Annotated in this window: 14 protein-coding genes; 9 read left to right on the forward strand and 5 right to left on the reverse strand. The window is 45.2% G+C overall.

Going from position 1 to position 21,834, the window contains the following annotated elements; all coding sequences use genetic code 11:
• The first annotated feature begins 112 nt into the window (after positions 1-112).
• Complete coding sequence (locus NDI34_RS11895; RefSeq protein WP_348232753.1) at positions 113-517, forward strand: response regulator; 405 nt, start codon at positions 113-115, stop codon at positions 515-517.
• Between the two features lie 89 nt (positions 518-606).
• Here NDI34_RS11895 and NDI34_RS11900 read toward each other — a convergent pair whose 3' ends face one another.
• Complete coding sequence (locus NDI34_RS11900) at positions 607-1,332, reverse strand: 2-phosphosulfolactate phosphatase family protein (RefSeq protein ID WP_190415674.1); 726 nt, start codon at positions 1,330-1,332, stop codon at positions 607-609.
• A gap of 80 nt (positions 1,333-1,412) precedes the next feature.
• On the reverse strand, positions 1,413-1,907 hold the full coding sequence (locus NDI34_RS11905; protein WP_190415105.1) for a thioesterase family protein: 495 nt from the start codon (positions 1,905-1,907) through the stop codon (positions 1,413-1,415).
• A 74-nt stretch (positions 1,908-1,981) separates the two neighbouring features.
• On the opposite strand from NDI34_RS11905, the gene NDI34_RS11910 reads away from it, so the two are divergent.
• The 7 genes from NDI34_RS11910 to NDI34_RS11940 all read left to right on the forward strand — a co-directional run bounded on the left by NDI34_RS11910 (position 1,982) and on the right by NDI34_RS11940 (position 16,376).
• Complete coding sequence (locus NDI34_RS11910) at positions 1,982-2,134, forward strand: hypothetical protein (RefSeq protein ID WP_190415104.1); 153 nt, start codon at positions 1,982-1,984, stop codon at positions 2,132-2,134.
• A 58-nt stretch (positions 2,135-2,192) separates the two neighbouring features.
• Positions 2,193-7,385, forward strand: coding sequence for a tetratricopeptide repeat protein (locus tag NDI34_RS11915; RefSeq protein WP_348232754.1), 5,193 nt, complete (start codon positions 2,193-2,195; stop codon positions 7,383-7,385).
• Between the two features lie 189 nt (positions 7,386-7,574).
• Positions 7,575-8,732 carry a DUF928 domain-containing protein gene (locus NDI34_RS11920; protein WP_348232755.1) on the forward strand — a complete coding sequence of 386 codons (1,158 nt, stop codon included), beginning with the start codon at positions 7,575-7,577 and terminating at the stop codon, positions 8,730-8,732.
• A 108-nt stretch (positions 8,733-8,840) separates the two neighbouring features.
• On the forward strand, positions 8,841-12,377 hold the full coding sequence (locus tag NDI34_RS11925) for a tetratricopeptide repeat protein (RefSeq protein ID WP_348232756.1): 3,537 nt from the start codon (positions 8,841-8,843) through the stop codon (positions 12,375-12,377).
• Positions 12,378-12,430: 53 nt separating this feature from the next.
• Positions 12,431-14,584 (forward strand): caspase family protein, encoded by a 2,154-nt coding sequence (locus tag NDI34_RS11930; protein WP_348232757.1) that lies wholly within the window; start codon positions 12,431-12,433, stop codon positions 14,582-14,584.
• Between the two features lie 566 nt (positions 14,585-15,150).
• Positions 15,151-15,888 (forward strand): hypothetical protein, encoded by a 738-nt coding sequence (locus NDI34_RS11935; RefSeq protein WP_348232758.1) that lies wholly within the window; start codon positions 15,151-15,153, stop codon positions 15,886-15,888.
• A complete protein-coding gene (locus NDI34_RS11940) occupies positions 15,867-16,376 on the forward strand; it encodes an RNA-binding protein (protein WP_190429814.1) in 510 nt (169 codons plus the stop codon). The genes NDI34_RS11935 and NDI34_RS11940 overlap by 22 nt, the downstream gene beginning before the upstream one ends.
• 50 nt (positions 16,377-16,426) lie before the next feature.
• On the opposite strand, the gene NDI34_RS11945 is transcribed toward NDI34_RS11940, so the two are convergent.
• The 3 genes from NDI34_RS11945 to NDI34_RS11955 all read right to left on the reverse strand — a co-directional run bounded on the left by NDI34_RS11945 (position 16,427) and on the right by NDI34_RS11955 (position 20,758).
• The gene (locus tag NDI34_RS11945; protein WP_190429815.1) at positions 16,427-16,819 is read right to left on the reverse strand and encodes a hypothetical protein; all 393 of its coding nucleotides are present in this window, start codon (positions 16,817-16,819) and stop codon (positions 16,427-16,429) included.
• Positions 16,820-16,878: 59 nt separating this feature from the next.
• Complete coding sequence (locus tag NDI34_RS11950) at positions 16,879-17,889, reverse strand: EAL domain-containing protein (RefSeq protein ID WP_242031472.1); 1,011 nt, start codon at positions 17,887-17,889, stop codon at positions 16,879-16,881.
• Between the two features lie 946 nt (positions 17,890-18,835).
• Positions 18,836-20,758 carry a tetratricopeptide repeat protein gene (locus NDI34_RS11955; RefSeq protein WP_348232759.1) on the reverse strand — a complete coding sequence of 641 codons (1,923 nt, stop codon included), beginning with the start codon at positions 20,756-20,758 and terminating at the stop codon, positions 18,836-18,838.
• 271 nt (positions 20,759-21,029) lie between these two features.
• On the opposite strand from NDI34_RS11955, the gene rpiA reads away from it, so the two are divergent.
• Positions 21,030-21,740: a ribose-5-phosphate isomerase RpiA gene (rpiA, locus tag NDI34_RS11960; protein ID WP_190415094.1), complete on the forward strand. Its 711-nt coding sequence runs from the start codon at positions 21,030-21,032 to the stop codon at positions 21,738-21,740.
• Positions 21,741-21,834: the final 94 nt, after the last annotated feature.

A 21,834-nucleotide genomic window follows, 5' to 3' on the forward strand; every position in this document is an offset into this window, starting at 1 on the left:
ATGAGTTTCGTTGAGAGTAGATTGCTTTGAGCTGAGCGAATACATTTTAGGTTTGGGCTTCGCCCAGCTATTGATTAGAGAGGGATCAAAATCCATGTACAAGATAGGTGTATTGGATGATGATGAAAATTGGTGTTTGATTATCGAGCGATTTTTACGAAAAGATTTTGAAGTTCATATTTATAAAACAGTCTTTACGTTTTTACAAGAAATAGAAAGTTACGATTTACTGATTATAGATTTTTCTATTCCCCCCGCTCCGTATGAGAGAGGCATGGATGGTTGCGAGATCATCAATCATATCAAAAATGATTTTGTAAATCCTCCCTTATTAGTTTTAGCAACCGGCTTTATTAGTGCTAATGAGTTAGAGTTTGGCAGAGAAATCTGTCCGGAAGCCGATGCTTTTTTAGCGAAAGATGCAGGGTTAGACATCATTTTGAATGAAATCAAACGACTGCTGAATTCTAAAGATAGTGATGCATCTAATCGAGCGATCGCAAATCCACCCAGTTAGATGCTTCATGACTTTATAAGTAATACATTCCCGTTCGTAGTCGCTCAGTAAACTGCATTCTAAAGACGGAGAAAAGTAATAAGGCGTGCTTAGATATTCTTAACCAACACTCCAATGTCTCGTTGAATCGGCAGCACATCTAAAATATCGGTTTGGGAGCAATATTTCAGGTCTTCTTGACAATCGAGGCGTAACAGCCGTTGACCATGACTAGCGTGGTGGAACAACTCTAGTAAATTATTTTGCCACTGCTGGTAAAGAGCGATCGCGGCACATCCTTCATCGTTACCTATTTCTAGCGAACCTTTCTCTTGCAAAGAATGAGCGATCGCACCTGCACACACCGTATCCTCCAGAGAAAAACTACCTTCCCAACCCGATCCCAGCAGCCAAACCGTCTCTGGCTGCTTGCTGAGAACGTATTCTACCACCGCTTGACGATTCACTAACGCTGCTGCCAGAACCACTGGAGCCTTCTGTACTCGCGTTAGGGCGCGAGTGCCATTCGTAGTACTGATAAATAATCGTCGTCCCTGTACGCGCTCTGGCGTACAATCCAGGGGAGAATTGCCCAAATCGCAGCCAGACACTTTAGCACCGCCTCGTTCACCGGCGCGCAACCGGAGATCGGCTTGCCACTGTTCGCTGACTTGCATCAAGGTTCCCATATCGCTAAAGACTTGGACAGCCTCAGCACCCGCATTCAGCGCGGTGGCGATAGTAGTCGTAGCGCGGAGTACATCGATGGCGATCGCACACTCAGGTACGCTGTCGGAGGGAGTCAGTTCGGGCGTGTGGTAGACAAATAACTTCACAATTAAGGTTTTACCTGCAATCAAAACTATTGACTTAACATTTTAGGGAGCATTAGGTAGGAAAGCCTACCAAATTTAGATTAAACCGCTGAAAGTCGTGCCAACGCATCTTTCATCGTGGGTGGTAACTGGCGCATAATCTTACCCTTTTCTCGATCTACTACCACTAACGTGACTTTGGCAGTGACGTACAACTCTTGTCCATCGAGAGATTGAATCTGATAATCCCAATTGATGCGGACGCCCTCGGTATCTGCCATGCGCGTCTTTAGCACAGCACTCATTCCCATCCGCAGAGGGCGGTGGTAGCGCACCGAAAGATCCACAACCGGCATATCGCATCCCAAGGCGACTAAATCTGCAAATTCGATGCCAATTGAGCGCAGGCATTCCACCCGCGCTTCCTCCATCCAGGCAATATAGGAGCCATGCCAGACAATCCCTGCATAGTCAGTATGGTGAGGATGCGCCTTGACTGGGTATTCAAACCAGTTCTCTGTCGTAGCTGTTAGAGAGACGCTTTCAATCGCGCCCGTAGGTGGCAGTGATGGCGAGGTTTGTGGTTCTTCTGACACGTTGCCTATCGTCCTCAGTACACCTAGAGGATTGTACCTCTAGACTGAGCGCGATCGCCTCCTGAGATCGTTAGATGACTCTTCTTCCTGCGCGAGGGCTATTCTCAGTGCGATCCTTCCGTAACGAGCGATCGCAAGCGTGGATCTCTTCCAGTAGCATAGAAATTTTCTGCTTGCCAACCGTAATTTCCTCAGAAAGCATCGGGTTTTTGCCGATTCCCTACTGATGAAATAACCAATTTCTAAGCCAGCCATCTGCTAAACCGCTTGTAGAGGAGTCGTCTCATGCATCGTCGCGTCTATCACCTCAGTCTTCTCACGATTACCCTGCTTCTCACCCTTCACCCTTCATCCTTGATCCTTGATCCTTCTGAAAGCGCTTTAGCACAGGCACCAACCTCTACAGACCGGAAAACTGAAGCAGACCGACTTTTCCAACAAGGCGTACAGCAGTATCGTCAAGGGCAATACCCAAAGGCACTCGCCACCTATCAACGGGTGCTAGAAATACAGCAACAACTGAATGACAAAGCCGGAATTGGGCAAACCCTGAACAACATCGGCGAGGTTTACTACTGGTTGCGGCAACCTGACAAAGCTTTAGATGTTTTGCAGCAAGCTTTGGCTATTCGCAGAGAATTAAAAGATCGTACAGGGGAAGGAGAAACCCTAGATAATATTGGCTTGAGTTATTTCTGGAATGACCAAAATGACAAAGCTTTAGAAACCTTGCAACAAGCTTTAGCGATTCGTCGGGCAGTACAAGACAAAGCAGGAGAAAGTAAAACCCTCAGTAGTCTTGGCACGCTTTACGCGGGTGGTCTTCAGCAATATCCCAAAGCCTTAGAAAGCTTACAGCAAGCGCTGGCAATCCAACAAGAATTAGGGGATAAATTTCTACTGGGAATTACTATGCGCCGAATGGGGACAGTCTATCGAGGCATGAAAGAGTATCCTCGTACTTTGGAGTGGTTGGAGAAATCGTTAGCCCTCAGCCGCGAAGTGCAAAACCGTGTAGGTGAAGGGGAAACTCTCTATCAGATCGGCTTAACTTACTTTAATCAAGACAAGTATGACCAGGCTTTGCAATTTTATCAGCAAGCATTGCCTCTTATTCAAGCCGTAGGAATTCACCTAGTAGAAGCTGGCATTCTCGAAGGAATGGGAGATTCTTACTTTAATCAAAAACAATATGAGCAAGCGATCGCTTTTTACCAACAATCCCTCCCTGTTGTCAGAGAAGTAAAGAATAAGTCCCAAGAAGTTGGCATTCTTCTATTCATAGGGAAGGCTTACAGCAGTCTCAAGCAATACGAGCAAGCGATCGCCTTTAAGCAACAAGCTCTGGCAATCGCGCAAGCCATTCCCAATAAAGCGCAAGAAGCCAATGTTCTCTCTGGAATAGCCTATATTTACTTTAGTCAAAATCAATATGAGCAAGCGATCGTATTCTATCAACAAGGACTGGCGATTACACGAGAAACCCAAGATAAGCCCCAAGAGTCTAACTTTCTATCTCTAATCGGAAGTTCTTACTATTTGCAAGGTAAAGACGAGCAAGCCATTGAATTCCTTCAACAATCATTAGCTATTCGCCGAGAAATCAAGGATAAACCCGCTCAACTAGAAACCCTAATCTTGTTAAGTGGAATATATAGCTCAACAGCCATATCATTTGTCAACAGAGGGGTATATCCTCAAGCAAAAGCAGAGTATTCTCTCGTGATAGAGTTGGCACAGGAAGCTTTAAACCTTGCCAGAGAATTGAAAAAAACAAAATCAGAAGCAAGTGCTTTAATTCATCTGGGAGCAGCTTACAGCTTCTTTCAAGACGAGCGAAAAGCGATTGAAGTGTTACAACAAGCGATGAGCATTGCGCGAGAAACCAAGGATTTAGGTATTGAAGACTCAGCTCTGACTCAGCTTGCTAGCATTTACAATACTCAGGACGACTCTCGCAAATATATTGAAATCAGGTTGCGACAAGTCGAAATTGCACGACAGCAAAATAATAAACGGGGTGAGGCAGATGTTTTACTCACTTTAGCCAGCACCTATAACGTACTTGGAGAAAATCAAAAGGCAGTCGAAACCTACCAGCAAGCATTAGCCGCAGCGCGACAAATCGAAATCGCTAAACTATTGCCAAATTTACAAGATAGTGCTTTAAGCACAGAATCGAGTGCGCTATCTGGCTTAAGTCTGAGTTACAGCAATCTTGGGGAATATGACAAAGCTATTGATTGGGCGCAACAGCTATTAAAGCGTGCACAAACCCTCGGTAAACCTGAATTAGAAGTAGACGCGCTGCTGCGGTTGGCTTTCTTATACAATGTACCTCTCAAAAATGTTCCGAAAGCCATTGAAGTCAGTCAGCAAGCCTTAACCATTGCGCGGAAAATCAAAGAATCCTCCCTTGAAGCAAAGGCACTGGCAAGCTTGAGCAGCGCTTACAACAAACAGGGCAACTATCCCTTAGCGTTGCAGTCGGCTGAGCAATGTTTAGCAATTGCCAAGCAGCTAGAAAACCCCCAACTAGAGCAGAATGCTTTGGATATTCTTGAAGAAATTTACTCCAACCAAGGTAACTATCAAAAAGCGGTGGAGTTTGCTCAAGCTAGGTTGGCAGTAGTGCAAAAGGCAAAACTGAACAACTATGAAATCAGTGCTTTAACGTCCCTAAGCCAGAGTTATGGCTTGTTAGGTGATACTACCAAAGCCGTGGAAACAGCCAAGCAAGCTTTAACTTTAGCACGACAAAGGCAAAATACTTCTCGTGAAGCCTTAGCTTTAAATGCTCTCAGCGACGCCTACAGAGTTCAAGGAGAATACGAACAGGGGATAGCAGTAGGACAAACGTCTTTGGAGATATCGCGCAAAAACAAAGATTTCATTGGAGAAGTAGCGGCGGCGACTATTCTTAGTGGAATGTATGAGGCTTTGGGAGAATATCAAAAAGTAATTGCAGTTGCAGAGCCAAGTTTAGCACAGGCAAGGAAAATAAATAATCGCGAACAAGAAGCAGAGTTACTAATCAAGTTAGGAAACTCTTACGGAATTATTGGCAAATACACAGAAGGCAAACAGTTAGTAGAGCAAGGATTAGCAATTGCGCGAGAATTAAAAAATCGTAGGCTAGAATCCCATGCTTTAGCTCGGTTGAGTAACCGCTACAAAGATTTAGGTGAATATCAGAAAACATGGGATTCACTTCAACAAAGTTTGAAAATTGCCCGTGAAACTAATATTCCAGCAGCACAGACCTTACCGCTAACTTCTCTGGGGATTGTTTATGCTGAGCTTGGGGATTACCAAAAAAGTAACGAATTCTATCAACAAGCACTGCCCATACTACGTCAACTCAAAAATCGCTTTGACGAAAGCCTTGTGCTGCTTTTTATCGCCCAAAACTATTTTGCCCAAGGAAATCCACAAAAAACTATTGAATCCGCTCAAGAAGGATTAGCAATTGCTGGAGAAATTAAAGAGCCGCGAATCCAAGCATTTGCTAATATCTTGCTAAGTCTTGGCTACGGGCAATTGGGTAATGACAAACAAGCAATGGAAGCCGCCCAAACTTGGTTAATTTTCACTAGAAAAGTCCAAAATAAAGTTTGGGAAAAGCAAGCCCTTACTCTAGTTGGACATATCCATCGCAAATTTAGACGCCAAGAAGAAGCCATTGAGGTATATCAACAAGCACTTGCGATCGCAACCGATAATCAAGCTCCTAGCGCTGATGCTTTCATTTATTCAGGGTTAGCGCGTATCTACCAAGATTTAAATCAGTCAAGTGTTGCCATTACTTACTACAAGCAATCGATTAACAAAATTGAGGAAGTCAGACGCAGTATCGAAGGCTTACCACAAGAGTTACAAAACTCTTTCTTAGATGCAACAGTTGATTTCGATAAGGTGAAGGTGTCTGATATCTATCGCCAGCTAGCAGCCTTGTTGCTCTCTCAACAACGGGACAAAGAGGCATTACAAGTACAGCAACTTTTGAGAGAGCAGGAAATTCGCGAAGCTGTCAGCCCTAGAGATGCTGCGGGGGATAAACCTAACATTCCCCTTACTCCGACAGAGAGACAGATTCCTGCTCAAAGCGAGTCTATCATTGCCTTAGCAAGCCAAATTAATGAGTGCGATCGCACTAACTGTAGCCAACTTAAAGAGCTTACGACTCGCCGTACTTCTCTGATTGTTGAATTTGACCAACAATTGCAGAAAATCGACCAAGAAATTCGCGCTAATCGTGCCAAAGATGACGCTTTCTTTGACCCGAATAAACTGGCAAAAGCTCAAGAAATTGTTGAAGCACAACCAGGCACGGTGATGATTTACCCCTTGGTTCTAGAAAACGAACTGTGGTTACAACTATATGCCCCAGGGGGTGCGGTCAAAACCGTTAAAGTTAACGTCGGAAGAGATGAATTAGGAAAAACGGTCAAAGAGTTCCGCGATTTAATGAAGGAGTGCGAGAACGCTGCTCATTGCGGTTCTGCTGAAGCTACTAAAATACAAGCAGTTAGTCTAAAACTTTATAACTGGCTAATCAAAGACTTAGAGGCGGAACTTCAGAATAAGAATAACCAGGTGAAAAACTTGGTCTTTGCTCTCGACAGAGTGACGCGCTATATTCCAATGAGCGCCCTTTATGACGGGAAACAATACCTAATCGAAAAATACACCATCTACAATGTATTGACAGAAGATACTGACACCCGCGATAAACTACCTGTCGGTACTCAAAATAGCCCTGTTTTGGCAATGGGATTATCTGATGCTGTCCCTGGTTTTGGTTCTCTACCAAATGTGCCTGCTGAAATCGATGCGATTGTGCGTCAAGAAACTAAAAATAATCAGGGAATTTATCCCGGTCAAAAGTTTTTAAACCGTTCTTTTGACTTTGCTACTCTGCAAGACAATTTGAAAAATTATAGAATTTTACACCTGGCGACTCATGGGGTATTTGTTCCTGATAGCGCAGATAAATCTTACATCCTCTTAGGAACCGGCGAACAACTCACGATTCCTCAGATAAAAACTTTAACCGGGTTAAATAACATTCATTTGGTTGTACTGTCAGCTTGCCAAACCGCCTTGGCTGGTCCCCGTCAAGACGGCATAGAAATTGCTAGTATGGCTTACCACTTCTTAAACCGGGGAGCGAAGGCGGTGATGGCTTCCCTGTGGCTCGTGGACGATAGCAGCACCAGTCTTTTGATGCAGCAATTTTATAAAAATTTAGCCAACGGCACCTCTGAAAAGGCGATGACTAAAGCGGAAGCGTTGCGCCAAGCTCAACTCAATCTGTTACAAGGCAATGTCTCAACAGCAGCTAATACCAATTCTCGTGGTGGCATTGTTGTGGAACAAATACCTGGCTCTCGACCGCCGATAGCCCCCAGCAACGGCTCAAAATTTTCTCACCCCTATTATTGGGCACCGTTTATTTTGATAGGAAATGGACTTTAAAAAAGTATCAAAATTCAGGTACTTGGTAAAGGTAAAAGAGATGGGAAAAATTTCTCACCTTCTTGCTTACGATTGGGTACCTCTGATGCTGATTAGAAATGGATAATAACACGCCCAACTCAGATAGTTGATGCTTTGGCAATTGGCTATACTAGAGGCGCTTAACGCTTAGGAGAGGCAACAAATGCAATGAAACAAAGAATTCTAGCCGCCGTTGGACTTTTGTCTGCTCTCTGGTTCGCTACGCCAGTGAGAGCGGAAAATCCCGAACACGTTAAACGGTTGCTGGAAACCAATAAATGCTTGAATTGCGATCTTAGTGATGCCAACCTGATTGGTGCCAAATTGGTTGCAGTCGACTTGAGAGGAGCTAACCTGAGTGGTGCCAACTTAAGTGGCGCTGACTTGTCTGGTGCTAACTTGACCAATGCCAACTTAACCAGGGTGAATTTGAATAATGCCAAATTGACGGGTGTTATAGGACTTCCTAACAATCTCGTCTCTTTTGAGCCAAGAACACAGAATAGACAGGAAGGTGGAGGATTCCCTTTGAGGGGTATCGTTTACAATCCTCCAGAGCAAGAAGTTCCAAATATTCGAGAACCAGGAGCCTCGCGTGGTAGTAGCGCCTGTATTGTTGATGCAAAGCGTCTAACTGCATTGGTACCAGGCAAGAATCCTGGTAAGAATTTTGGGGTGACGGTTACAGGATATCCAACCTTCTTCTTTTATATTCCTAAAAATGCCCCGCAGGCAGCAGAGTTGATGGTATGGGATGTAGAGGGAAAACAGGTTGTTTACGAGACCACTTTCAAGATTTCTCAAAATCCTGGTGTTGTTAGCGTTAGCCTCCCTGAAAAAGCAAATGCGCGATTGCTGCAAGTTGGAAAAACATACCGTTTTTCCTTAGCACTGCTTTGCGACCCTGAAGACCGGGGGAGTAATATTTCGGTTGAAGGCTGGATTCGACGCAACGAATTAAGCGCCTCTCTTGCCAGTCAATTACAGCAAGCATCTCCCCAAGAGCGTCCAGTTATCTATGCAAAAGCTGGCATCTGGTATGAGACTCTGACGACTCTGGCTGAGCTACGTCGCTCTCGCCCTAACGATTCTACGCTAGCGACAGCCTGGGAAGATTTGTTGAAGTCAGTGGGACTTGAGGCGATCGCTACCGCACCCTTACTTCCGCAGCAAACACAGGAAAGCACTCCACCAATCTCTCAACCTGCTGGTGCTTTAAATACACCTAAAGGGCAGGCAGGGGGCGGAACCCAGCTTAGAGGTGGCGCTTACAATCCTGCGGAAATTGCAGTTCCTGGCGGGACGCAAGGAGGAGGATCGCGCTGACGATTGGATAAACCTTTTACTGGTAAGACTGGCAAATATCAATTACTTACCGCAAAAGAAACGCGATGAAGGATATTAAAGCTAATCCGCTTGTGTAGCAGTATTTTTATGCGTCCCCCTGTTCAGAAACTTAGCTTTACTACAGCCTTACTTTTATCTTTCGGTTGCTTCTCCCCAGTGGCAGCGAACTCCTTAGCCTTACCGGGATTTTTGGCGGAACCGGCAAAAAAAATGCGGTTTATCGCCTCTCGACAAGAGCAAAAAACTGAGGCAGATCGGCTGTTTCAACTAGGCATTCAGCAATTTCGTAACAGCCAGTTTAAAGAAGCTCTGCAAACCCTAGAAAGAGTTCTGGAAATTCGCAAAAGAATTGGCGATAAACCAGGGGTTGGGGAAGCACTTACTAGCCTGGGGGAAGTGTACAACGGCTTGAGTCAATACGCCAAAGCTTTAGAAAGCTTACAGCAAGCACTGTCATTCCGCAAAGAAGCGCGCGACAAGGTAGGCGAAGGACGGACGTTAACAGAAATTGGTGCTACTTACCGCGAGTTAGGACAGTTTCCTAAAGCAATTGAGATTCTACAACAAGCGTTGGGAATTCTGAAAACAACAGACGACAAGGTAGGCAAAGGCAATACTCTCTATAACATTGGTATTGTTTATAGCGGGCAGGGACAATATCCGCAAGCACTAGAGTTCCTCCAGCAAGCTTTGGAAACGGCGAAAGCAGCAGATGACAAGCTAGGCGAAGGTAGAACTCTGAATACGATTGGTGGAGTTTATGACAGTCAGGGACAGTATCAAAAGGCGATAGAGTTTCAACAACAAGCTTTAAAAATTCTTAGGGATATTGGCGATCGCTTGGGTGAAGTCCGCACTCTAAATAACTTGGGCATCACTTATCGCAAGCTAGGCAGGTATCCTCAAGCCCTAGAAGTCCATCAACAAGCTTTAGCAATCAGCCGAGATATCGGCAATCCCGCCAATGAAGGGCGTAACCTTTACAACATTGGTGTTGTTTATCGCAGCTTAGGCAACTATCCTCAAGCTCTGGAATATTATCAGCAAGCTTTAGCAATTAGCCAAGAGATCGGTGACAAGACAGGTGAAGGGCGCACCCTCATTGGTATCGGGGCAGTTTATGACAGTCTGGGGCAGTATCCAAAAGCGTTGGAGTCTTACCAGCAAGCGTCGAGAATTCTTAAAACCATCGGCGACAAGGCAGGTGTGGGGGCGACTCTCAATAACATTGGGGGAGTGTACTACAGCATGGGCGAGTATTCCCAAGCACTGGAATTGTATCAGCAGGCATTAGAGATTGCTAGAACCATCGGTGACAAAGCTGGTGAGGGGCGCACGCTCAGCAACATGGGGGGAGTTTACGATAGTTTAGGTCAGTATCCCCAAGCACTGGAATTCTATCAACAAGCTTTAGCTAACCGCAGAACTATTGGCAACCGCGCGGGTGAAGGAAATACCCTCAACAGCATTGGAGGAGTATACGAAAATTTAGGGCAGTATTCTCAGGCACTCGCATTCTTCAAGCAAGCTTTGGAGATTCGTCGAGAAATCGGCGATAAGGCAGGCGAGGGAACGACTCTCAACAATCTTGGAGAAACCTACCGCAATTTGGGTCAATATCCCGAAGCGTTGAAACTCTATCAGCAGGCGGTGGAGATTCTCAAAGAAATTGGCGACAAGGCGGGTGAGGGAGTCACCCTCAACAATATCGGAGTCGTTTCTAATCAGTTGGGACAGTATCCCCAGGCGCTGGAGTTCTTTCAGCAAGCTTTAGCGATTCGTCAAACCGTTGGCGATCGGGCTGGAGTTGGGGCGACTCTTAATAACATTGGGGGAGTTTACAACCAGTTAGAACAGTATCCCCAAGCGTTAGAGTTTTTTCAGCAAGCATTGGGAATTGCTAGAGAAATTGGCGATAAGACAGGCGAAAGAATTGCGCTTGGCAATATGGGTTTTTTGTTGGAGAAACAGAATCAGCCAGAATTAGCGATCGCTTTCTACAAGCAAGCAGTGAATGTCACCGAAGTAATTCGGCAAGATTTACGAGTGCTGCCACGAGAGCAACAGGAATCATATACTCAAACCATTGCCGACACCTATCGCGCCTTCACTAACTTGTTACTGTCGCAAGGGCGAATTTTAGAAGCTCAACAGGTGTTAGAACTGTTGAAAATTCAGGAATTACCCAACTATACAAAAAATGCGAGAGCTGGGGATAAAACTTCAGGAATTGCCTTGAATCCAATTGAAGAAAAGATTCTCAAGGAAAATGGAACCTTAATCGCTTTTGGGCAACAAGTTGAACAGTGCAAGCAGAATCGGTGCAGCCAATTGAGCCAATTCAACGATCGGCTTCAGGCTTTGACCGAACAATATAATCAGACAATTGAAACTATTCAAAAAGAAATCCGCAGCCGTCGCGCTCAAGATGATGCCTTTTTTGACCCCAATAAACTTAGTAAAGCTAAAGAGATCGTCGAATCTCAACCAGGTACCGTGCTGATTTATCCCTTCGTACTAAAGGACAAAATTTGGTTGCTATGGGCATCGAAAGGAGGCATTGTTAAAAGCCTGGAAATTCCCGTAACGCAGCGGCAATTAGGCGAATCCGTTTTAAAATTCCGTCAGTTAGTAGAAGATTCCCGGTCTGATATTTCCGAAGTCAAGATGACGGGTAAACAACTCTACGACTGGCTAATTAAACCGATTGAACCCGAACTTAAAGGGAATAAAATTCAAAATTTAGTTTTTTCGATGGATCGGGTTACTCGCTACATTCCCATTAGTGCATTGTTTGATGGCGAAAAATATTTAATTGAGAACTACTCCGTTTCTACGGTGCTATCTGCTGACTTAACAGATGTACGCGATCGCCTTCCTCCTGGCATTCAAAATACCTCCGTTCTAGCGTTAGGGCTATCTCATGCAGTTGCTGGCTTTAATTCCCTGCCCAATGTCCCAGCAGAATTAGATGCGATCGTGCAAAAGAAACCGAACGACACAACAGGAATTTATCCGGGAAACGAATTTCTCAACAATGCTTTTGATTTTCCTACCTTGCGAGATAATCTGACAGGTCATCAGATTTTGCATATTGCTACCCACGGTCAATTTGTGCCAGGACGCCCAGACGATTCATTTCTGCTATTAGGTACGGGTGAGAAATTAACAATTTCTCAGATTCAAACTTTACAAGATTTGGGCAATGTTCATTTGGTTGTGCTATCAGCTTGCGAAACGGCACTGGGTGGGCCAGACCAAGATGGTGTAGAGATTGCTGGCATCAGCTACTATTTCCTCAATGCTGGAACCAAGGCAGTAATCGCTTCCTTGTGGCTGGTGGACGATCGCAGCACCAGTCAACTGATGCAAAAATTCTACGGCTATTTAGCTCAAAGTACACAGCAGGCACCAATGACAAAAGCTACAGCCCTTCGCCAATCTCAACTGGGCTTGCTGCACGGTGATTTCTCAAGCCCAGCGCTTAATAATGTTGATAGTCGCGGCAGTATTAATGTTGAAGCAATACCCAATTCTAGAAGCAAAAATCCTCTCGGTGCTGAGTCAAAATTTGACCATCCTTACTATTGGGCACCGTTCATTTTGATAGGAAATGGACTTTAAAAAATTTTGAGTTTTGAGTTAAGACAGTAACACCAATCTAGTTAGAAGTGATTATGCCTTACATTAAGCGCCGTCAGTTTTTGCAGTTTGCTGGATCGACTTTGGCAACGCTGGGTTTGAGCCATCTGGATATTATGCAGCAAGGCAATCGCTTTGGTCGTGCGATCGCTCAAGGAACACCTCGGAAACTTGCCTTGCTGGTGGGGATTAATGCCTATCCGACAGCACCGTTGCGAGGATGTGTCACTGATGTCGAGTTGCAGCAACAACTGCTGATTCACCGATTTGGCTTTAATCCGAAAGACATTCTGCTCCTAACTGATGGGCAAGCGACCCGCAAGGGCATCTTAAATGCCTTTGAAGAACACCTGATTAAACAAGCTAAAGCCGGGGATGTCGTGGTCTTTCACTTTTCCGGGCATGGTTCCCAAGTAACCGATCCCGACTGCGACTTCAAAGACCCGACCGGGAAGTGTCTTAATAGTACCTTTGTGCCCATCGATAGTGCGCTGCCTACCGGATTTCCCAATGAAAGAGGCGTTGTCGAGGACATCATGGGTCACACCTTATTTTTATTGATGGATGCCCTGAAGACAGAGAACGTTACCGCAGTGCTGGATAGCTGTCACTCAGGTGGCGGCAAACGGGGGAATTTAGTCGTGCGATCGCGTGATGGGGGTTCCCAACTTCAACCAGTTCCCGCCGAAATAGAATATCAGGAACAATGGCTCTCTCGTCTAAATCTCTCACCCGCTGAATTTGTGCGTCGTCGTCGCGAGGGTGTCGCCAAAGGTGTCGTCATCGCCTCTGCCAGACGGGAACAGTATGCCGCAGATGCCCCCTTTAGCGACTTTTATGCCGGTGCTTTTACTTATTTAATGACTCAATATCTGTGGCAACAAACTGGCAGCGAATCTTTTGCCAGCGCCCTCCCCAATATTGGTCGTAACACTACACGGATGTCATCTCGTCAAAACCCAGAATTTGAGGCGAAACCAGGCAGCAATAATCTCAAGCAACCGATGTACTTTATTGGTCAACAAACGCCTCCCGCAGAAGCTGTGATCACTAAAGTAGAAGGCAACCAAGCTCAATTATGGCTGGGCGGACTCAACCCCCAAAGTTTAGCGGCTTTTGAGCAAGATGCCCTGCTTACCGTCGTAGACTCCCAAGGGCGCGAACAAGGAGTCGTGCAGTTAGAATCTCGTCAAGGCTTAATCGGACGCGGCAAATTGTTAAAAACTGCCAAACCCGGATCGCTGTTGCAGGAACGCACTCGCGGGATTCCTACTGATGTAACTTTAAAAATTGGTCTTGATCCCTCTTTAGGCAACGACACCGCGCAGGCGAAGCAAGCTTTGCAAGCGATCAAGCGCCTTGAAGCTGTACCTTTACAACAGCAAGAGGTGCAATACATCTTTGGAAGGATGAAGAGTGAGGGCAGTTTAGGTCTATTTTCGCCAGCGATGGAGCCGATTCCTGACTCCTTTGGCAGTGCTGGTGAAACCGTAGCCGATGCTGTCAGTCGCCTGCAAGCCAAACTGAAATCTTTACTAGCAGCCAGGATTGTCAAACTCACTCTGAATACCAATTCATCGCGCCTAAACGTCAATGCTTCGATGAATCGAGCCGGTCAAAATGAAATTTTGGCTAGCGCTTTCACCGTTCGCGGTAGCGATCGCAGTATCGGTCAAAAAACTTCTTCCAATAATTCTTCAGGAAATCTTCCCTCAGATGCCCGCAAGTTACCAATTGGAACGTCGGTGCAGTTCCAGATTACAAATAACGAGCCGCGCGACCTCTATTTCAGCGTCCTAGTCATTGACCCAACGGGAGAAATATCGGCAATCTTCCCGAATCAGTGGACGGCGACCGATGATGTTACGCAGGTGAAGGCTGGGCAAACACTACAAATTCCTGGGACTGACGATCAATTTAACCTTGTCACCCAAGAACCCAAAGGAGTCGCAGAAGTCTTGATTGTTGCCAGTAGCACGCCCCTGCGGAAAGCCCTGCAAGCGTTACGGAACCTAGCACCACGGGATACAAGAGGCCCCGTAGCTCTTTCGGAGCCAACTCAAGTGGTCGGCGATTTGCTGGATGACCTTGCGGAAGGCACGCGCGGCACTGGAAACTCTCCCCAAGGCGTGAGTAACGTAGATACAACTCAGATGGCGGCGATGTCGATTACCTTTGAAGTTATTTAACCGTTCCGGCGAAAACACAAAGCAGTATCTTGAGAACCGATCCACTTGGGGGTGGAGGTTGAGTGCTTCACGCCTGAAGATACTGCTAAAGACGGAAATCTGCTGTTTAAACTAGCCCCATAGCAGAGACCGTGATACCTTTAAAAATAATGTTAATATCTTGCAATAATTAGGAGCGATCGCAAACGTCTCGCCTCGATACTGCTGTAAACCACTCGATATCCATAAAGGTCGAGTGCAAAGATTACAGTAATTTAGGATACAATTCTCTAATGAGAATCGCCCATGAGTATCGATTGCGCCCAAGTCAGCAGCAGTTAGTTACAATGGAGGAATGGATAGAAGCGCTCAGATGGCAGTACAATTATCGGTTGGCTGAACGCTTTAACTGGTGGAAGCAAAAAGGTTGTAATACTAACTGCTATTGCCAAAGCAGTTGTTCAATCGCATCAATTAGAGATAAGCTAGATTCTTGCAGCCAAAAGCGCAATTTTAAAAAAATAAACTCTTTATTTCCAGCCGATAAAAGACTTTTTTTTCAACTATTACAAAACTGCGTTGAGCAGGTGGCAATCCCTCGATACAATAGGAAAGCCCAGAAGCGGATTGAGCGGTTACAGCGTCAGTTGTCTCGCCAGAAACAGGGCAGTAAGCATCGAGTTAAAGCTGTCCAGCAGATTGAATTGTCACCGTTAAATGTTGCAAACCAGCGTCAAAATTTTTACCAACAAGTTGCCAACTGGCTATTGAAGCAATTAATGGTGGTTGCCGATCGAGACTTGATCAACAAAAAACTCGCCGGGAGCAAATTGGCAAAGTTTGTTACGGGTGCTGGATGGAAAAAATTCGTGTCTATCTTGGCGCTCATCGGTGCCGGGAAGAAGCGCTATTCGGCGTTTAAGTGTTTGATAGCAGGAAGGCGTTTCTATGGGCTAATACATCCATCTGGCACGATTCAAGAAGATTCTAGCTGTGAGGCGGAATTCTCCAAGACGCAGGCTGATAGATGGTTTTTCTATTCTGATAACGGATTGGCTCTTAATCGAGCTGAAAACGTTTTCAGGAAAATGAAGAAAAAGGCGGCGGTCATCCCATCAGGCTGTGGAGTTGGGGTAGACCAAAAGGCTCTCGCTGAAACGAGAAATCTCCAAATAAGCCGTAAGGTTGATTGGGAGAAGCTGTCACCGAAGAGCGGGTTTAGTGCGAGCAGCCCAATCGAGTATACGCTTTGTGCGCGATCGCAATTTTTGTCTAAAGATATTGAGTCTGGAGGTATTTTTCCATGTCTATCCGTTTGTATGTAGGCAATCTGCCCAAAGAAGAAGTAGACCGTCAGGAGTTACAAGCTCTTTTTGGGGACATGAGCGATTCTGTTTCCACCAAGGTGATTAAAGACCGGAAAACCGGCAAATGTCGGGGTTTTGCGTTTGTAACCGTGAAGACGGATGAATTGGCTGATGAAATTATTGAAAAGTTCAACGGTCAGATGTTCCAAGAAAGCCCCCTGAAAATAGAAAAGGCATTGCCACGAGCTAAGGGTGAAGGGGAAGAAGAACCTCGCCCAGCAGCTCCAGCTCCTATTAAGGACCCCAACAAAGCTGCTAGCGGCGGCGGTGGCGCTCCCGCTCCCGCTCCCACAGGCGGCGGTGGTCGTCGTGGTGGCAGCAACAAGAAGTCGCGACGCTCTGAAGGGACAACATCTAATAATGAATCAGATACCTTTCAACCCGACCCCCGCTGGGCTGGCGAATTGGCGAAGCTGAAGGAACTGTTGGCTGCTCAAAGCAATTAGTCGTTAGTCATTAGTCAAAGGCTAATGACTAATGACTAAGCAACTAAAAGCTAATTACTCAGAGGGAGTTGCAACCAGTCTTGCAGGTAGCTGCGTAGCTGCTTGGTAAATTCTGGTCGTTGGTTAAATCGTTCGGTGCGAACGGGCTTGCGATCTTCATCGAGAGTCCAGCCATAATCACTGCTTAGACGCAATTTGCCTTGCCAGTCTGCTACTGAGACAATCAGCTGACTTGCAGGGCTGTTGTCTAGCTCTAGAACCCGAAATACATAATTAAACGTATTCTGGGTGGCTGCGGCAACGGTGGAAGGCTGACCGTATTTGAGGTTGAGGCGCGATCGCACTTGTTCTATTAAACCCGGTTGCTCCACTTCCTCCAAAGTTTTGACGGCTAAGGTTAGTGCGAAATAAAATTCTTCGACTGGAATAAATTCAAGCTGCATAGATAAGAGTCAGTTGTACCAGGAAAGCATCTTACAGCATCTGGTTACAGCATCTAGTTTTAACAGGTGCAGGGATCTGTGTAAGACAAAATCCTGAGCGACGACTTCACAAAATCGAGCCGTTGCTGCTGCAAAGTTACCTGGGGCATTGCTAAGCCAAATCCCTGCCCGTAATCTGCCCCTAAATCGCGGCAAAATTCAACATCTTCCCTGTCTTCAAGTCCCTCAGCGACAACTCGAATTCCCAAGTTATGAGCAGAATTCACTAAACTTTTGAGCATCACCTGCTTGAGAGAATGCTGGCTGCAACCATGTACCAATCGCCGATCTATCTTGATCAAATCGGGGCAAAACTCCATGAAGTAGTTGTCAGGCGAAACACAGGCGCACAAATCATCTACAGCAACTCCAAACCCCCGTTCTCGCAGGCGATTAATGGTTTTCAAGAGTTTTGGACAGCTGACCAGCGCTTCTACTTCGGTTAATTCAAATACAATTTGTTCGGGCTGTAATCCCAGGTCGAGAATTAACTTGATGTTCTGCTCTAAGGATGCAGGATCTTTGCTGATTACATTGGGTAAGATATTAATAAAAAATGTTTGATGACTCTTGGTGTTAGCAATTGATTGTAAACAAATTGTCCGAGCCAGTTCATCAAACTCGTAAGCCAATTTTGTCGAAAGGGCTGCTTCAATTAATTGATAACCGCTGAAGTGTCCCTCGCGTTCGTCTTTGGCGCGTGCCAAACATTCATAAGCAATTATTTCGCCGGTTGATAAATTGAAAATAGGCTGATAGTGAAAAAATATTTGCTGCTTCGCTAAAATCTGAAAAAACCAAGCATATTTAACCGCCTGGGTAATCGTACTAATCGGTTGCGCTTTTAAAAAATCTCCTAGTAAATTTTGATAATCGCGTGACGATGTCTCAATAGAAGAATCCTTTTGCTCGGTTCGCGTCAGAAAAAAGCGTGAGGAAGCTTGACTGGTTTCTGAAAGGACTTGGCTGATCTTGACGAAAATACTAACCAGTTCACGATTATTTACAGTTTGATAGAGAAGCTGAGGCATGGCAGGAAGCTCCTGAAACCCAATGCTGGAAAGACAGCAGCTAGTTTCCTTGTCATCAGGTTGGATAACCAGATTAAGCGGATGAATCTGTGACATTACAGCAGAGACTACCAATATTTTTTTCTAAGGAATAAAGATATATCAAACCAGGAAATACCCTGTATCCATTGAAACTGTCTTCTGCCTGAGGGCGTAAGAGGTATTCCCAACGGTACTATAGGTTAGTTTTCAAAAAATGGGAAGCTCGTAGTAAACATTATGTGCTTATAGGCTGCGCTCAAATTGCCATGAGCCGTTTTAGGCAAAACTTTGCCATCCTCTGCGAACCCACAGGAGATGTTCCTACAAAATCATGCCGTAATCGGGCAATACCTTGATATAGGCACTCAAAAGTTTCATTTAGTACAGGGAGGTTTCTTGTAAATCGGCACACTAGGAGAGAGAACCGCCATAAGTTCGCTTCATGCTGCGCGTGAAGCGAAGCTATCACGACAGGGAATCGCTAACGTGTCGCTCTTTCCCAGATGCTTCGCTCATGCTAACAGACTCAAGCTTAGAGCTATACAAACTAAGCCTGCTTCAGTGAATCTTTATATATAGGGATTCTTGTTTGGATGCAGTAAAGTTTGATCCTGCTGCCTTTCACCGAAAAGCGGAAACAGGCATGGGGTAAGGTTCCGAGTGGATTGCACTCTTAATGAGAACTGCTATATCGTCTGCCTGCGCGGACTTTGTTTGAAGGACAGGCAAAGGTTATTTGGCTGCGCTTACAGTCGTCGGCTATGCGTTGTAAGTCAAGAAGTCTGTTGTGGACAGACGGATACAACCTTCGCCCCTACTGCTGGAAGTGCTAGCTTAGTGCATCGCTTCCATGAAGGGAATAGTGCTGGCGCGGCATTAGGTGAGTAATAGGAGAAGAGAGGACGCGATCTCATCCTTATCTGAATTATGTAGTTAACATTACGAAAACCAAGAAAGTGATCAGGATTGCATTGTAGATTGCATGATCGGCTGTACTTGCCTGAACTCCTGCTTCCTGAGCTATTTCTTCATTATTATTTTTTTTGAAAGACTGGTCATGTACAAATTTATAGCGACAAGCAAATAAGAAACCTGGAATAATCAGCAGAAAACCTGCATAAATAGGAATTCCTACGGTGATATGGACTAAACCAAAAGCTGTAGAATTCCCGATTATCTGCTTCCAGGTGTTAGCACCTTGACGAAAAATCTTTTCCTCCAATCCAGCCCAAAAAGGAACCATTAAAATTAAACAGATCCAAAAAACAACCATCAAAACTTTTGTGTAATCAAAAGGGGGTTTTTGATCTGTACTGTTTGTCGGTACTGCTTTATAAGTCTTATTTGCAGCCTTTTCATTAGGTATCGGGCGAGGTTGAGTTGCAACATTTGCATTGGGTGATGGCTTGGGTTGGGTTACAACTTTTTCATCGGGTGATGGCTTGGGTTGAGTTACAACTTTTTCATCGGGTGGTAAGCTTTCACTGGGGCTGGGAAGTTGAGAATTAATATTATCTGGTGGTGGAGGTTGAATGCTTTTAATCGTATCAAACGGTTGAAATATAATATTTCCAGAATTCCCGAAAACTGCACTAGCCCATCCCCATTGCATAAATTGGGGTACGTATGGGCTTACGACTGCAAATGTCGTTAAGGTAACAAAAAGAATAAAAGCTGCCCGAACATAACTTAAAATCCCACTTTTAAAATAAATTGCTAATACCCAACTTAATTGGGACTTGTTTTTCCAAATATCCCCTAAGATAAACCAAATAATTGCAACTGAAAATAAAGTAGAAAACATCTGCTTAAAATTTGTTGCCCAAGGCGATTGAGCAGAACTGATGATAAAAATAAATGTTGCAACAAATAAAAATTGATACTTAAACGCATTGACAATAATTTTTAGATCGTTAAATAGGTGATTCCTTTTTTCAGAATTTAATAAATGCGGAAAAATTTTACCTGTTATGAGCAAGCAGATGAGTTTATAGAATGCAGCCGACGCATATTCCGGCTTAAGTTGTAAGGCTTTTTCAAAACTAGCGATCGCTTCTTGATAGCGATGTAATTTTGCTAGGATGAAGCCTCGACCGTACCAGGCTTGAGGAAACCAAAATTCTTGACAATCTGGTTGAATTGTAGTGGCTTTTTCAAAGCTAGCCAGTGCTTCTTCATCCCGCCCTAAATTTACCAGTAGCGAACCCCGATTGTACCAAGCTCGCTGATAGGCTGGATTGATTTCCAAAGATTTTTCAAAATTGGAAAGTGCTTCTTGGCGGCGTTTTGGTAACGGTAGCACAGCCCCACGGGTACACCAGGCTTCATAGCCGTTTGGATTAATCTCCAAAGCTTTATCGCAGCTAGCGATCGCTTCTTTGCGGCGATTTAACTTACTCAGCACCCAGCCTCGCTTGTACCAGGCTTGATAAGATTCTGGTTGAATTTGCAAAGCCTGTTCGCAACTCGCTAGTGCTTCTTTCCCACGATTTAACATGATCAGTGCATGGGCGCGATCGCTCCAAGCTTCGGAATAATCTGGATTTAACTTTATCGCTTTGTCGTAGCAACTAACAGCTTCGTTGTAGCGGCTTAAATAAAATAAGGAAAGTCCATAGTTGTATAAAATTTTATCAGAATCCGGTTGAAGACCTAAAGCCTCTTGATAATGGGCAACAGCCTCTTTATACTTTCCTATTTCGGCTAATTTTAATCCTTCTTCAAACAGCAATAAGGCTTTGTGTGTAGTGCTTGTTTGCTCACCCTGATTTTTTTGATGGTGTGCTTCTGGAGTCAGATTTGAGTCGTGTTGATAATCTTCCTGAGAAAAATTTTCACCCTGAGTCATAGGAAGGGAACTCCAGATAGTAGACTGACTGTTGCAGCTGAGTTGGTTTAGGTTTACGCGATCGCATACTTTTCGGAGCGGAGCAAACCCCTCACACCCCCCTTCCCGCGGAGAGAAGGGGGTTGGACTCTCCTCATCGCTAAAAACACTCGTCTTTTAGAAGTGGTTTAGGCAGAGGTAGAGAGGCAATGGAGAGAAGTGAACCGAGTAGTATTGCTAAGCGATCCTAGCCTACAGAGCTAAGTTGTCAATATCGCCAGGAGTTTTAAGAATGAGTGCAGAACAAGATCCCGTTAAGGTGATGAAGCAGGAAGTTGGGAAAGCCGCTGCCGCCCGCGTCCAGTCGGGGATGATAGTGGGACTGGGCACCGGATCGACGACTGCTTATGCAATTGAATCTTTGGGCGATCGCTTGAAGTCCGGCGACCTCAAAGACATCAAAGGCATCCCCACCTCATTTCAGGCATCCGTGCTAGCTAAACAGTACGGAATTCCCTTAACCACCCTGGATGAAGCCGATCGGATTGATATTGCCATTGATGGAGCCGATGAAGTCGATCCACAGCACAATTTGATTAAAGGGGGCGGTGCTGCCCACACCCAGGAAAAGATAGTAGATTGTTTGGCAGAGCAGTTTATTGTCGTGGTCGATAGTTCCAAGCTCGTTGACAAACTGGGTTCCACCTTCCGCGTGCCAGTAGAGGTAATTCCGATGGCGATAACACCCGTGATGCGGGCGATCGAAAAGCTAGGCGGGAAGCCAGAACTACGGATGGGCGTCAAAAAAGCGGGTCCCGTTGTCACCGATCAAGGCAATCTGGTCATTGATGTAAAGTTTGACACCCTCGATAATCCTGGAGAACTGGAAAAGACGCTTAATAATATTCCTGGCGTTTTGGAAAATGGTTTATTTGTGGGCGTCACAGATTTAGTGTTAGTGGGCGAAGTGGTAGATGGGAAGCCTATTGTGCGAGAAGCTTAATCTTCGTTTGCGATTCTCCAAGCAAAATTACTAATCTGCTCTCTACCTGGATTTTGTCTCTTTTCCCGTGCGAGACAAAATCCGACCCTATCCT

The sequence above is a fragment of the Trichocoleus sp. DQ-U1 genome (genome assembly GCF_039961925.1).
Classification (GTDB): domain Bacteria; phylum Cyanobacteriota; class Cyanobacteriia; order Cyanobacteriales; family FACHB-T130; genus FACHB-T130.

What these genes read in the sequence shown, in the direction of transcription:
- NDI34_RS11910 (WP_190415104.1), top strand. Translation starts at nt 1,982, where the DNA reads ATGACTCTTCTTCCTGCGCGAGGGCTATTCTCAGTGCGATCCTTCCGT.
- NDI34_RS11915 (WP_348232754.1), top strand. Translation starts at nt 2,193, where the DNA reads ATGCATCGTCGCGTCTATCACCTCAGTCTTCTCACGATTACCCTGCTT.
- NDI34_RS11920 (WP_348232755.1), top strand. Translation starts at nt 7,575, where the DNA reads ATGAAACAAAGAATTCTAGCCGCCGTTGGACTTTTGTCTGCTCTCTGG.
- NDI34_RS11925 (WP_348232756.1), top strand. Translation starts at nt 8,841, where the DNA reads ATGCGTCCCCCTGTTCAGAAACTTAGCTTTACTACAGCCTTACTTTTA.
- NDI34_RS11930 (WP_348232757.1), top strand. Translation starts at nt 12,431, where the DNA reads ATGCCTTACATTAAGCGCCGTCAGTTTTTGCAGTTTGCTGGATCGACT.
- NDI34_RS11940 (WP_190429814.1), top strand. Translation starts at nt 15,867, where the DNA reads ATGTCTATCCGTTTGTATGTAGGCAATCTGCCCAAAGAAGAAGTAGAC.
- NDI34_RS11945 (WP_190429815.1), bottom strand. Translation starts at nt 16,819, where the DNA reads ATGCAGCTTGAATTTATTCCAGTCGAAGAATTTTATTTCGCACTAACC.
- NDI34_RS11950 (WP_242031472.1), bottom strand. Translation starts at nt 17,889, where the DNA reads ATGCCTCAGCTTCTCTATCAAACTGTAAATAATCGTGAACTGGTTAGT.
- NDI34_RS11955 (WP_348232759.1), bottom strand. Translation starts at nt 20,758, where the DNA reads ATGACTCAGGGTGAAAATTTTTCTCAGGAAGATTATCAACACGACTCA.
- rpiA (WP_190415094.1), top strand. Translation starts at nt 21,030, where the DNA reads ATGAGTGCAGAACAAGATCCCGTTAAGGTGATGAAGCAGGAAGTTGGG.